11 protein-coding genes and 1 pseudogene are annotated in these 13,272 nt (G+C 66.2%); 8 read left to right on the top strand and 4 right to left on the bottom strand.

Annotated elements, in window-relative coordinates; genetic code table 11:
- The coding region (locus A5714_RS26810) for a hypothetical protein (RefSeq protein WP_231975693.1) at window positions 1-217 on the bottom strand (217 nt) is incomplete at its 3' end.
- 110 nt (window positions 218-327) lie between these two features.
- Here A5714_RS26810 and A5714_RS00005 point away from each other — a divergent pair.
- On the top strand, window positions 328-2,763 hold the full coding sequence (locus A5714_RS00005; protein WP_068281641.1) for a glycogen/starch/alpha-glucan phosphorylase: 2,436 nt from the start codon (window positions 328-330) through the stop codon (window positions 2,761-2,763).
- Between the two features lie 30 nt (window positions 2,764-2,793).
- On the opposite strand, the gene A5714_RS27510 is transcribed toward A5714_RS00005, so the two are convergent.
- Complete coding sequence (locus A5714_RS27510) at window positions 2,794-2,937, bottom strand: long chain fatty acid-CoA synthetase Faa4p (protein WP_156671369.1); 144 nt, start codon at window positions 2,935-2,937, stop codon at window positions 2,794-2,796.
- A 339-nt stretch (window positions 2,938-3,276) separates the two neighbouring features.
- Here A5714_RS27510 and A5714_RS00015 point away from each other — a divergent pair, with 339 nt between their 5' ends.
- The 6 genes from A5714_RS00015 (at window position 3,277) to A5714_RS00035 (ending at window position 10,042) form a co-directional block, all read left to right on the top strand.
- Window positions 3,277-4,752, top strand: a complete 1,476-nt coding sequence (locus tag A5714_RS00015) for a hypothetical protein (protein ID WP_156747097.1) — start codon at window positions 3,277-3,279, stop codon at window positions 4,750-4,752.
- Between the two features lie 34 nt (window positions 4,753-4,786).
- Complete coding sequence (locus tag A5714_RS26435; RefSeq protein WP_197513480.1) at window positions 4,787-4,963, top strand: hypothetical protein; 177 nt, start codon at window positions 4,787-4,789, stop codon at window positions 4,961-4,963.
- 56 nt (window positions 4,964-5,019) lie between these two features.
- Window positions 5,020-5,889 carry a pyridoxamine 5'-phosphate oxidase family protein gene (locus tag A5714_RS00020; protein WP_068281633.1) on the top strand — a complete coding sequence of 290 codons (870 nt, stop codon included), beginning with the start codon at window positions 5,020-5,022 and terminating at the stop codon, window positions 5,887-5,889.
- A 270-nt stretch (window positions 5,890-6,159) separates the two neighbouring features.
- A complete protein-coding gene (locus tag A5714_RS00025; protein ID WP_156747099.1) occupies window positions 6,160-6,585 on the top strand; it encodes a hypothetical protein in 426 nt (141 codons plus the stop codon).
- Between the two features lie 233 nt (window positions 6,586-6,818).
- A complete protein-coding gene (locus A5714_RS00030; protein ID WP_068281636.1) occupies window positions 6,819-7,217 on the top strand; it encodes an MmpS family transport accessory protein in 399 nt (132 codons plus the stop codon).
- A gap of 50 nt (window positions 7,218-7,267) precedes the next feature.
- The gene (locus A5714_RS00035; protein WP_156671371.1) at window positions 7,268-10,042 is read left to right on the top strand and encodes an RND family transporter; all 2,775 of its coding nucleotides are present in this window, start codon (window positions 7,268-7,270) and stop codon (window positions 10,040-10,042) included.
- Here the strand turns inward: A5714_RS00035 and A5714_RS00040 are convergent.
- On the bottom strand, window positions 10,039-11,688 hold the full coding sequence (locus tag A5714_RS00040; protein ID WP_068281638.1) for an NAD-dependent malic enzyme: 1,650 nt from the start codon (window positions 11,686-11,688) through the stop codon (window positions 10,039-10,041). The genes A5714_RS00035 and A5714_RS00040 overlap by 4 nt on opposite strands.
- A gap of 64 nt (window positions 11,689-11,752) precedes the next feature.
- A complete protein-coding gene (locus tag A5714_RS00045) occupies window positions 11,753-12,103 on the bottom strand; it encodes a UBP-type zinc finger domain-containing protein (protein ID WP_068281640.1) in 351 nt (116 codons plus the stop codon).
- A gap of 393 nt (window positions 12,104-12,496) precedes the next feature.
- Here A5714_RS00045 and A5714_RS00050 point away from each other — a divergent pair.
- Window positions 12,497-13,126: pseudogene (locus A5714_RS00050) on the top strand (condensation domain-containing protein); the annotation flags it as partial.
- Window positions 13,127-13,272 lie beyond the last annotated feature (146 nt).

Here is a 13,272-nt window from a genome sequence, read left to right on the forward strand (position 1 = left end):
AGGTGGTCGGCGTCGCCCTGATCGTCGCGGGGGTCGTCACGTTGAACCTTTCCGGCGCGCACTGACCGCCGGGCCGCCGCGGCGAGGCGCCATCTCGACGTCCGCGCGTGTACTCGCGTTCACGTTTCGGACCGCAATTGCGCGCCTGATGTGCAAACATCGCTGCCAGACTGACGCCGAGCGCGGCGCCGGGCATCTGCGGGATGCGGTGCGCCATCACCTCTAGGGAGTAGGACTCACATGACCGACGTCGAACAGACCCCCACCGACGGCTTGTCGACCGCCGGCTCCCGGCCCGCCGATCTGACCGAGCACTCCCGCACCGGGATGGGCGCGCCCGCGCTGCAGCGCGCGATCGCCGACCACCTGCGGTACTCGATCGGGCGCCCGGCCGCGGCGCTGCGGCCCGAGCACTACTATCGGGCGCTGGCGCTTGCCGTGCGAGACCGCATGCAGGACCGCCGGGTGGCGTCGACGCAGACCTCCCTCGACCTCGGACGCAAGGTGACCTGCTACCTGTCGGCCGAGTTCTTGATGGGCCCCCAATTGGGCAATAACCTGTTGAACCTGGGCCTGGAGGGCGCGGCGAAGTCCGCGCTGGCCGCGATGGGCCAGCGGCTGGATGAGGTGCTGGCGTGCGAGGAGGAACCCGGCCTGGGCAACGGCGGCCTGGGCCGCCTGGCGGCCTGCTATCTGGACTCGCTGGCCACGCTTGAGCGTCCGGCCATCGGCTACGGGATCCGTTACGAATTCGGCATTTTCGACCAGGAGATCCATGACGGCTGGCAGGTCGAGCAGACCGACAACTGGCTGGACCGCGGAAACCCTTGGGAAATCGCCAAACCCGACGTCAACTACCTGGTCAAGTGGGGCGGTTACGTCGAGCGTTACACCGACGACGCCGGCCGTGAGCGCGCCCGCTGGGTGCCGGGCCTGATGCTCAAGGGCGTCGCCTACGACACCCCGATTCAGGGTTACGGCGTTAACACCTGCAACGTGCTGACGCTGTGGAGCGCGCGGGCCGTCAAGTCGTTCGCGTTGGAGGCCTTCAACACCGGTGATTACTACAAGGCCGTCGAAGACGAGGTGACGTCGGAGACCGTCACCAAGGTGCTCTACCCCAACGACGAGCCCGAAGCCGGCAAGCGGCTGCGCCTGCTGCAACAGCACTTCTTCGTGTCCTGCTCGTTGCAGCACGTCCTGCACATCATGGACGACCTGGCCGACGCGGGTGTCCGCGAGCTCCCCCAGCGATTCGCGTTGCAGCTCAACGACACTCATCCGTCGATCGGTGTCGCCGAACTGATGCGGCTGCTGGTCGACGAGCGCGGGCTGGAATGGGAAGAGGCCTGGGACATCACGGTCGCGACGTTCGCCTACACCAACCACACCCTGCTGCCAGAAGCGCTGGAGACGTGGCCGCTGCAGATGTTCGGCGATTCGTTGCCGCGGCACCTGGAGATCATTTACGAGATCAACCGGCGCTTCCTCAACGAGGTGCGCACGAGGTTCCTCGGCGACTCCGACCGCGTTCGCCGGATGTCGCTCATCGGTGAGGACGGCGCCAAGTTCGTTCGAATGGCACACCTGGCCACCGTCGGCAGCCACGCCATCAACGGCGTCGCGGCGTTGCACACGGAGTTGCTGAAAGACAGTGTGCTCAAAGACTTCTACGAGATGTGGCCCGAGCGGTTCAGCAACAAGACCAACGGCGTGACGCCGCGCCGGTTCCTCGCGCTGGCCAATCCCGGCCTGCGGGAGTTGTTGGACCGCACCATCGGCGACGGCTGGCTGACCGATCTGCGGCGGCTGCGCGGACTGGAGCCCTTCGTCGACGACTCCTCGTTCCGCCGGCAATGGCGCGACATCAAGCGCACCAACAAGGGCCGGCTCGCCACGTTCGTCCGCGCGGAGACCGGCGTCGAGCTCAACCCGGAATGGATCTTCGACATCCAGGTCAAGCGGATTCACGAATACAAGCGCCAACACCTCAACGTGCTGCACATCATCGCGTTGTACTACCGGCTCAAGCAGAACCCCGGGCTCGCGATCCCGCCGCGGGCCTTCATCTTCGGCGGCAAAGCGGCGCCCGGCTACTTCCTGGCCAAGCGGATCATCAAGCTGATCAACGCCGTCGGCGAAACCATCAACAGCGACCCCGAGGTGAACAAGTCACTTAAGGTCGCGTTCATCCCGAACTTCAACGTGCAGAACGCGCACCTGATCTACCCGGCGGCCAACGTGTCGGAGCAGATCTCGACCGCCGGCAAGGAGGCTTCCGGCACCGGGAACATGAAGTTCATGATCAACGGCGCGCTGACGGTCGGCACGCTCGACGGGGCCAATGTCGAGATCCGTGAGGAGGCCGGGGCAGAGAACTTCTTCCTGTTCGGCCTGACGGTGCAGGAGGTCGAGGCGCTCAAGGCCAGCGGCTACCGGCCGGCGGATTACATCGACAGCAACGACGAGTTGAGCGCGGTGCTCAACCTGATCGCCGACGGCACCTTCTCCCACGGTGACACCGAGGTGTTCAAGCCGCTGGTGGACAACCTGCGCTACGACGACCCCTTCCTGGTGTGCGCCGACTACGCCTCCTACGTCGAATGCCAGGCCCGGGTGAGCGCCGCGTGGCTGGACGGCGAGTCGTGGACCAAGATGTCGATCCTCAACACCGCGCGCAGCGGCAAGTTCTCCTCGGATCGCGCCATCGCCGAATACTGCGACGACATCTGGAACGTCTGGCCACTGACCGTCAAGATCTGACGGGTCCCGCGGCCGGAGGACTGACCGCGGTTACAGGGTCTCGCTGGCGATGAAGACGGACACGTAGCCGATCGGGATGCCGGTCCGGGTGGCGATGCACTCCCGGGCCGCCGACTCGACGGCGGCGCGGCGGGGGGCGTGGGCGACGCCGCCGACCTCGGGTACCCGGATCATCCAGCCGTCGGTGACGCGGGTGACCTCGATGTCAAAGCATTGACCGACAGTCGGGCGGTTGACGCGGTGGCCGGAACGCTGGACACGGCCGCTGCGCAACGGCTGAGCACGCCGAAGGGTGGGCTGAATGGGCATGTTCTTTCCCTGAGTCGACGACAAACCGCGCGCAACTGTAATGCCGGTCGAGGTTAAAAACCTAATCGGCCGAGGGGGGCCGGCTAAACGGAAGATGACGTTCCGGCGTTGGTGGTCGTGGTCGCGGGGCGGCAGTGGACGTTTCGGGCGTCCGCGGCAAGGATCGGGGCAGCGACTCGTGGCAGGAGAATGGTGATTCGACGTATGAGAAGGCTCGTGCTGGCCCCCGTGGTGTTGGCGTTGGCGATGCTGGCGGCGCCGTCCGCCTGGGCCGACGCGTACACCGATCAGCTGGTCAACCGGTTCAACGACCAGAGGCACGTCGTGGCCGATGCCACGGCGAACCCCCCGCTGCAGGATGCGGACAAGCTGAACCAGCAGATTCTGTCCAGCTCGTGGACGTGGACCTCGACCCCGCCGGTCTGGGTGGCGGCGGTGGCGCCCGATCAGACGGGGGTGACGACGGCGGACGCCGTGCACAACGCCTTCGTGAGCCGCAATCCCGGGTTCAGTGGGGTCATCCTGGTGATCGACGCCAAGGGCTATCACGTGCGGGCGTTCAACGTGCCCAGGGCGGTCGCCGACGCGGTCGATCCGCTGATGCGCCAGTCGGCCCGGGCGCATCGCGACGACCCCTACGGTGCGACCAGTGAATTCGTCGGCAAGCTGGCCGGAGTCAACGTGGCGTCCGGGACGCCCGTCAAGACCTCCCCGGCCGTCCACGAGAAGCACAACAACTGGGCCTGGCTCTCGGCGGCGTTGCTGGTCATCGGCATCGCGCTGGCGGCGGGAGGCCTGCTGTGGTTCGCCGTCAGCCGAAACCGTAAGCGCCGCAACAGCAACGAGGCTCGGGAGGAGCTCAAGCAGGAGCTGATCGTCGCCGCCTCGGAGGTCGGTGACCTCGACAACGCGGTCTTCGCCAACAGCGGCGTCGACGTCAGCGCCGAATCATTGAAGGCGAACGCCAGCCTGGCCGACGCCCGCGCGGCGTACGAGAAGCGCGACTATGGCGCCGCGCGGGCGCACCTGCGGGTAGTGGCCTCCACCGTGGCGAAGGCCAACCAGAAGATCAACCCCGGGGCCAAGCCCAACGTCGAGGCCGTGGCCGCGGTGCCCGAGCGCGACCGTCGGCAGGCGGAGGTGAACACGCGAAACCCGGACACCGGCGAGCGGGTGACGATCAGCAACAACAACTACAGCACCAGCCCGCAGCCCGGATACCCGCACTACTACGGCGGCGGCTACTACAACGGTGTGTTCTTCTACCCCGGTTACTACCCGTACGCGTTCTGGGGCCCCGGCTGGGGCTGGGCTCTGACCGACGTGTTGCTGATGGACGCGCTGCTCGACGACCACTGGGGCGGCAGCTACGACCGGGGCTTCGAAGCCGGCCGGGACTCGGCACTGGCCGATGCCAACTATGACGGCCAAGGCACGGGCTACGACAGCCAGCAGGCCGACGCCGGGTTCTCGGGCTACCAGGACTCGGGTGGCGGTGACGTCGACTTCGACGGCAACGACTTCGGTGGCGGCTACGACTCGGGCGGCGGTTATGACTCGGGCGGCGGGATAGACTTCGGCGGCTCCGACTTCGGTGGGTTCGGGGGCGGCTCGGATTTCGGGGGCGGCTCCGACTTCGGCGGCGGTTCGGATTCCGGCGGCGGCAACTTCGGCTTCTGAACGGGACGCCGGATCGGCAGGTTAGGTTGAGCGAGTGAGCACAGACAGGATCAACCGCGGCATCCTGATTGCGATGGCGGTCATCGGCCTCATCGTTTACGTGCTGCTGTACGGCCACGCCTCGACCGCTTTCCGGGCGCTCGTGCCGTTCGGCCTCCTCGCACTGGTCGGGCTCGTCGTGCGCGACGTGCTGCGGGACCGCAGGCGCTGAGCTCACCGGGAAGCTTTTCGGCGGCGCCGGCGTTGGTCCGCGGTGGAGGTGGCGCGATGGGTTACCACGAAGGTGAGTTGGCCACCCAGCGGCGCGCCGGCGTGTTGGCCGACGCCAGCCGGCTCGAGCGGATGGTGGACCCCGCAGGATTGTCCAGCGGCGCCGCGAAATTCCTTGCCGCACAGGGGTTTCTCGCGATCACCGGGCGGGACGGCGACGGTGTGCTCTGGGTGTCGCCGCTGAGCGGGCCGGCGGGGTTCCTGCGCGGCTGCGGCCGCACGCTGCAGATCTCGGCCGCACCGCGTGCCGGTGATGCGTTGCATGACATGCCAACCGGGCAGCAAGTCGGCATGGTGGCCATCGACTTCGCCGCCCGGCGGCGATTGCGGGTCAACGGCACGCTCGTCGAGCGCGACGGTCGGGGCCTCGCCGTGCGCGTCGACCAGGCCTACGGGAATTGCCCGCAGTACATCCACCCACGGGTTGTCAACGTTCCTGCGATCGCGGCCGCGGGGTCCATCGGCGCCCGGCATGCGACCGCGTTGACGCCCGCCGATCGGGCGATGATCCAGGCCGCCGACACCTTCTTCCTCGGTACCACGCATCCCACCCGCGGCAGCGACGCGTCGCACCGGGGCGGCCCCGCAGGATTCGTCCGCGTCGACTCACCCGATGGGTTGTGGTGGCCGGACTATCCGGGCAACAACATGTTCAACAGCTTCGGCAACCTGGCGGTCGACAACGAGGCGGCCCTGTTGTTCGTCGACTTCGCCTCGGGAGCCGCCCTGCAGCTGTCCGGCACCGCCGAAGTCCAATGGACCGACCCCGGTGACGACGGCGACGACGGCGGCGTCGGACGCCGGGTCGCCTTCTCGGTGCGCGCCGTCACCGCGTCGGGCGGCCCACCCGGCCGGGCGGTCGCCTGACTCAAGACCCGCCTTCGAATCCGCAGGTGTCGCGAGCAGCGGGATCCGCGGGGCCAGCCCCGGCGCCTTGTTGGGGCCGGCGGCGACGGGCCGCTCGGTAGCAACCAAGCGCGCCGACGGCGCCGAAACCACGTTGTGGCAACGCGTTTGGCTCCCCGAGCGTCACCGTGCCTCGAATGGGTGGCGGCGCCGCGGGGCCCGGAGGGCAGCGCCGGCGGCCATGGGTGCGGTAGCGTCCGGGAAGTCTTTCGAGGAAAAGGATTCCCGATGATCGATTCGATCTTCTTCGGCTACCTGGCGGTCCTCGCCATAGGGTTGTCGGTACTGTCGGCCACCGTTGCCTTCGTCGGCGTGCGACGGATACGCAATCGGCCGTCCAGTCCGCTGGCCGAACAGATCGGCAGCCACAAGGCGGTCCTGGACAAGGTCCGCAAGGGCCAGCCGATGTCCGCCGAAGAGCTCGACTTCGCGCGGCGGATCGTCGCCGACCGGACCTCCCCGCTGTCGATCGCCATCCCCGGCGCTTTATTCATGCTGGGATGCTTTTACGTGCTGGGCAGCCTCGAGCACCTGCACGGCGCCACGCCGTCGGAACGCACCTTCCTGGGCGTGATACCCATGCTGACCTCGACAAATTTGGGCCTGCGGATGCTCAGTCATGTCAGACTGAAACGCCGTTTACAAAAGCTGGCCTGACGCAAACATAAGCCATATGATGCAACGATGCTTGACGCGCATCGCTCATCGGGGATGGCGCCCCAGTTCGCATTCCGCTCGCATCCTGGTAATCTTTGCTGGTCTATATCTCAGGCTGATTGATATAGGGGCTCCGTGCGCGTCGTGCGGAGTCACCGCAGTGGGAGCGGATTCGAGAAGGTGATCGAGTGAGCCCTCGGCTGAGCGGCAGGACCGTCCTGGAGCGGGCGTGGATGCCTTTGGTCGCGGTTGTTGCCGTGGGCGTGGGCCTGCTGTGCATGTACAAGGTCCATCAGTTCTCCGAGCCGGAGCCGGTCATCACCGTCAACGGCCCGCAGGCGCCGGAGGAGTTCAACGTCAAACGGATCACCTACGAGGTGTTCGGCTCGGCCGGGCAGGGCGGCAAGCTGGTCTACGTCGACATCGACGGCCACCCGCATCAGGTTGACGTCACGACGCTGCCCTGGAGCCACACCGAAACCACCACGCTCACCGTGGCGTCGGGCAGCATCTCGGTGCACGTGCACGGCGGCCAGGTGGGTTGCCGGATGTTGGTGGACGGCGTCGTCCGGGATGAGCAGTCGGGGCAGCACCAAGACGCCGACGTCGAGTGCAGGGTGAAATCGGCGTGAGCGAGCACCGCTTCGAGGAGCCGCGCGTCAAGCGGCCCTTCATCCCGAGGATGGTCCGCACCTTCGCGATCCCGATCATCTTCTTCTGGGGATTCCTCGCCGTCACCACCAATGCCTTTATGCCGCAAGTGGAGCGGGTCGCCGAAGAGCTCGCCGGCCCGATGGTCCCGCACTACGCGCCCTCGCAGCGGGCGCTGCTGCACATCGGCGAGAAGTTCCACGAATCCAATTCGACCAACCTGACCATGGTGGTGTTCGAGGCGAACCGGCCGCTGGCCGACCAGGACCACCGCTACTACGACGATCTGATGCGCCGGCTCGAGCGCGACACCAAACACGTGCAGTACGTGATGGATTTGTGGGGCAAGCCGTTCACCGCCGCGGGCGCGCAGAGCGTCGACGGCAAGTGCACCTACGTGCTCCTGCGGCTCGCCGGTGACATCGGCCAGATCGAGGCGAACGAGTCCGTGGACGCCGTCCGCGACATCATCAAGAAAGACACCCCGCCCCCGGGGCTGAAGGTCTACGTCAGCGGCGCGGCACCGCTGGCCTCGGACACCTTGACCATCGCCAACGCCAGCCTCAACAACGTCACGATCGTCACGATCATCTTGATCGTCGTGATGCTGCTGCTGGTGTACCGCGCGCCCTCCACGTTGCTGGTGCCCTTGCTCGGTGTGCTCATCGAGATGCTCGTGGCCAAGGGCATCGTCTCGACCCTCGGGCACTACGGGTACATCGAGCTGTCGTCCTTCGCCGTCAACATCGTGATCGCGTTGACCCTGGGCGCCGGAACGGATTACGGCATCTTCTTGATGGGCCGATATCACGAGGCGCGCCAGGCCGGTGAGAGCCGAGAAGACAGTTTCTACATCGCCTACAAGGGCGTGGCGCCCATCATCATCGGCTCCGGCCTGACGATCGCCGGCGCGTGTTACTGCCTGACCTTCGCGCGCCTCAACTACTTCCACACCATGGGGCCCGCCGTGGCGATCACCATGCTGTTCACCATCGCGGCGGCGATGACGTTGGGCCCGGCGGTCCTCACCATCGGCAGCCTCTTCGGCATGTTCGACCCGAGGACCAATGCCAGGGGGCACCTGTATCGGCGAATCGGCGCCAGCGTGGTGCGCTGGCCAGTGCCGATCCTGGTGGCCAGTTCGGCCGTCGTCATGATCGGGGCGATCTTCGTGCCCACCTACCGGCAGAACTACGACGACCGGCAGTACCAGCCGCACGACGCGCCCGCCAACCTCGGCTTCCAAGCGGCCGATCGACATTTCCCCAAGAGCAAGCTGTTCTCCGAGATGCTGATGGTCGAAACCGATCACGACATGCGCAACTCCGCCGACTTCATCTCACTCGACCGGGTGGCCAGAGCCCTGATCCGGCTGCGCGGCGTGGCCATGGTGCAGGGCATGACGCGTCCACTGGGACGGGCGCTCGAACACGCCAGCATCCCGTACCTGTTTACCACGCAGGGCAGCGGCAACGGCCAACAACTGCCGTTCAATAAGGAGCAGAACTCCAACACCGACGCGCAAGCCGACATCCAGGCACACTCAGTCGCCGTGCTGCGCAAGGAGATCGGGTTCTTCCAAAAGGTCTCCGACGAACTGCACCAGACGGTGCTGACGGTGCAAGACCTGCAACGGGTCAGCGACGACATCCGGGACGAAGTCTCCAACGTCGACGATTTCTTCCGGCCCATCAAGAGCTACTTCTATTGGGAGAAGCACTGTTTCGACATCCCGATCTGCTGGACGTTTCGGTCGTTGTTCGACACGATCGACGACATCGACAAGCTGGCCGACGACATCGCGGACGCCAGGGTGTCGCTCGAAGAAGTCGATAAGGCCTTCCCGCAGATCATCGCGCAACTGAAAGCCACCGCCGACGACACCGAGGCGCTGCAGTCGAAACTGGTCAACAGCTACGGGTCCGCCGACTTGCAGTCCATCCAGACCGAGCAGACCTACGACGACTCGATCAACGTCGGCAACGACTTCGACAAGTCCCGCAGCGACGACTTCTTCTACATTCCGCACGAGGGCTTCGACAACGACGACGTCAAGACGGGCATCAAGCTGATGATGTCGCCGGACGGCAAGGCCGCGCGGTTCATCGTCACCCACGAGGGCGACGCCATGGGGCCGGAAGGGGTCGAGCACGTCGAACAGTTCCCCGATGCGATCAAGACGATCCTGAAGGAGACCTCGCTGGCGGGTGCCCGCATCTACATCGGCGGCTCGGGTTCCAACGATAAGGACATCAAGCAGTACGCGATGTCGGACCTGATGATCGCCGCCATCGCCGCCTTCGTGCTGATCTTCTTGATCATGATGTTCATCACCCGAAGTCTGGTGGCGGCTCTGGTGATTCCCGGCACCGTGGCGTTCTCCTATGCCGGGGCGTTCGGGTTGTCCATCCTGTTCTGGCAGCACCTGGTCGGCCTGCACCTGCACTGGCTCGTTCTGCCGCTGACATTCATCATCCTGGTAGCGGTCGGGTCCGACTACAACCTGCTGCTCATCAACAGGGTCAAGGAGGAGTTGCACGGCGGCATCCACACCGGCCTCATCCGGGCGCTGGGCAGCACCGGCGGTGTGGTGACCTCGGCGGGCCTGGTATTCGCGTTCACCATGTTGGCGATGCTGACCAGCGATCTGCGGACCATCGGCCAGGTGGGGTCGACCGTGTGCATCGGCCTGCTGCTCGACACCCTGATCGTCCGCTCGTTCGTGGTGCCGTCCATCCTGCGGATCCTGGGGCCGTGGTTCTGGTGGCCGACACTGGTGCGCAACCGGCCACTGCCCCAGCGCTAGGCGTCAGGGTACTCGGGCGTCCAGCGCACCTCGGTGATGCGTTGCGCCAGTTCGTCTTCGCTGCGTTGCGGGGCCACCCCGTCCGCGACGGCCTGGACGGCCACCGCGTGGGCGATGCGGGTGGCGACATCGGGCACGTCGGCCCAATCCGGCAGCAGCGACAGGTCCGGATCGCTCAGAGCCGGTGAGGCGTCGCCCAGCGTCGCGGCGGCGACCCGCATCATCTCGTCGGTCACCCTCGTCGCCTGCGCGGCGGTCACCGCCAGCCCCATCGCCGGGAAGATGTAGACGTTGTTGCACTGGGCGATGGTCCGCGTGACGCCGCCGCGCTGCAGCGGCGCGAAGGGCGAACCGGTGGCGATCAGCGCGCGCCCGTCCGTCCAGGCGTCCAACTCCGCGGGGTGTGCCTCGGCGCGACTGGTCGGGTTGGACAGCGGAAAGATGATGGGACGCTGGGTCTTTGCGGCCATCTCCCGCACGATGCTCTCGGTGAATGCGCCCGCGGCCGTGGACAGGCCCAGCAGCACGCCGACGTCGACGTGGTGCACGACGTCGGCGAGTTGCGCCGGCCCCGACAAGCCCCAGTCGCCGACCCGCGCGGCCGGCTGCGCGAAGGCGCGCTGGCCCGGCGACAGGTCGGTGCGGTCGTCGGTCAACAGGCCCACCACGTCGACAACCCAGATCTGTTGCCGCGCAGCCTCGTCGGAGAGCCCCTCGGTCACCATCTCGCGGCGGATCATGTCCAGCACACCGATGCCCGCCGAACCCGCGCCGAGCATCACGATCTGCTGTTGTGCGAGGGGCCGGTCGGCCACCTGAGCGGCCCCGTGCAGCGCACCGAGGGTGACAGCGGCCGTGCCCTGGATGTCGTCGTTGAAGGTGAGCAACTGGTCGCGGTAGCGCTCGAGGATCGGTTGCGCGTGCACGGTGGCGAAGTCCTCCCACTGCAGCAGGACATCGGGCAGTTGTTGGCGCACGGCGCTGACGAATTTGTCGATGAACGCGTCATACTCGTCGTCGTCGATTCGTCGGTGGCGCCAACCCAGATACAACGGGTCGTCGAGCAGTTCGGCGTTGTCGGTGCCGACGTCGAGGACGATCGGCAGCGTTCGGGCCGGATCGATCCCGCCGATCAGGGTGTAGAGCGATAGCTTGCCGATCGGGATGCCCATCCCGCCGATCCCCTGATCGCCCAACCCGAGAATCCGCTGCCCGTCGGTCACGACGATCACGTCGACGTCGCGTTGCGGCCGGTTACTGAGCACCTCGTCGAGGTGATCGCGGTCCGGGTAGGAGACGAACAACCCCCGCGGACGGCGGTAGATCTCGCCAAAGCGCTGGCAGGCCTCCCCCACGGTCGGGGTGTAGACGATCGGCAACGTTTCGGGGATGTGATCGTGCAGCACCCGATAGAACAGGGTCTCGTTGCGATCCTGCAGCGCGCGCAGGTAGATGTGTCGGTCCAGATCGTCGCGCCGGGTGGAGAACTCATGCCAGCAGTGGGCGGCTTGCGAGTCGATGGTCTTGACCACCGTGGGCAGCAGACCCAACAGCCCATACTCGCGCCGCTCACTTTCGGTGAAGGCGGTGCCCTTGGTCGTCAGCGCGTCGAACAGTCTGGCTTGTCCCCGTTTCGGGTCAGACACTGTCCCGGGCCCCTCTCGTTCGATTCCTGGGCCTCTTCCTGGGCCTCTTCCTCGGGGATGGTCATCAGGTTCGCTGACGCAGCAGCTCCACCCAGTTACGCGGAACTCGACCGCGGGGCCCCGGCGCGGTCTGATCCGTCGGGCGGCATCCCGGCGCGGCGAGTTCCGGACCCTCGTAGTAGTCGTTGCTGTCGTAGTCCCAGAACCAGTCCTCGCCCGGCTCGAACGAACGGATGATCGGGTGACCGCTCTCGCGCCAGTGCGCGGTCGCGTGCCGCGACAACGAGTCGTCACAACAGCCGATATGGCCGCACGACGCGCACCGGCGTAGGTGCACCCACCAACCGCCGGCGGCTTCACACTCCACGCACCCGGTCCCGCTGGGCGGCACCGAGGGGTCGACGGCAGCGCTCACCGGCCCCGTCCTTCCCCGCTGACTGAACGCCCGCGACGGCGTGGCGGCCCCGACGGGACGCACCGGGTCCTAACCGTATGCCGCATCGCGTCACCGCGCACAGCCAAAGAGAACACCCATGGGTAATCGTCAGGCGTAGCTTGAGTGAACTCTGCGCGCCGCCGGGCGTCGATGATTGGCGCTCACGTGCTGGTGGCGGCCCCAGCGCCGCCTTCGAAGCGTCGTGAGCGGAATTTTTGCGCACCTCAGTGCACCCCATAGGCTCCGCAGCGGCGAGGGGGCCGAAATATTCGTGGGACCAATATTCAACGTCATTCAGCAAAGCGAACAAGATCAAGTTATGGTCTTCGGAACGGGATGGCGTCACCAGTTCTCGGGCGAAAGGTGGGGGGCATGTTTTTGGGCACGGTTGACAACTGGACGGCCGAGGGCACCGTCGCCTGCTGGTTTCCCACCGCGTCTACTTTCGCGCAGGCCGCCGACGCGCAGCCGCACCCAGCGCCCGTGAGTTATCAGCAATCCCAGCACCTTCAGTATTACCGGCGTCAGGTCGCTCTCGGCCGCGACATTCCCCGGCTCTGCATCGGCGCGTGGGAAATCGGTGGCACCTGCGACATGGACGCGATGACGCACGCGGTGAACACGCACGTGCGGCGACACGACACCTACCACGACCGGTTCGCTGTTCGAGACAACGACGAAGTGGTGCGTTACGTCTTGCCCGACCCGCAGGCCATCACGCTGGCCGCCACGGATCTCGGCAGGATGGCGCCGCAGCAGATTCGCAAATTGCTGCTCGATACCCCCGATCCGCTGCAATGGGACTGCTTCACCTTCGGCGTTGTTCAGGCCGAGGACAAGTTCACGATTTTCATCGCCATTGACCACCTGCGCGCCGACGGCATGTCGGCCGGTGTGATCTTTCTGGACATCCAGACCACGTACTTTTCCGCGATCGAAAACGCAGGTGCCCCGGTAATTCCCGCTGCCAGCCACCGTGAATACAGCGCGACGCAGCGCGCCATTGTTGGCCGCCAGAAACGCGTGCCATGCCCGAATTTCGGGTGACTCGTCGGTCAGGCTTGCCGTGTAGGCGCGCTGCGTCGCGCTGTATTCACGGTGGCTGGCAGCGGGAATTACCGGGGCACCTGCGTTTTCGATCGCGGAAA

Origin of the sequence: Mycobacterium sp. E2462 (genome assembly GCF_001672685.1) — a bacterium.
Classification (GTDB): domain Bacteria; phylum Actinomycetota; class Actinomycetes; order Mycobacteriales; family Mycobacteriaceae; genus Mycobacterium.

Excerpts from the sequence above, each read along its gene's own strand:
- A5714_RS00005 (WP_068281641.1), top strand. The coding sequence starts at position 328 with ATGGGCGCGCCCGCGCTGCAGCGCGCGATCGCCGACCACCTGCGGTAC.
- A5714_RS27510 (WP_156671369.1), bottom strand. The coding sequence starts at position 2,937 with ATGATCCGGGTACCCGAGGTCGGCGGCGTCGCCCACGCCCCCCGCCGC.
- A5714_RS00015 (WP_156747097.1), top strand. The coding sequence starts at position 3,277 with ATGAGAAGGCTCGTGCTGGCCCCCGTGGTGTTGGCGTTGGCGATGCTG.
- A5714_RS00020 (WP_068281633.1), top strand. The coding sequence starts at position 5,020 with ATGGGTTACCACGAAGGTGAGTTGGCCACCCAGCGGCGCGCCGGCGTG.
- A5714_RS00030 (WP_068281636.1), top strand. The coding sequence starts at position 6,819 with ATGCCTTTGGTCGCGGTTGTTGCCGTGGGCGTGGGCCTGCTGTGCATG.
- A5714_RS00035 (WP_156671371.1), top strand. The coding sequence starts at position 7,268 with ATGGTCCGCACCTTCGCGATCCCGATCATCTTCTTCTGGGGATTCCTC.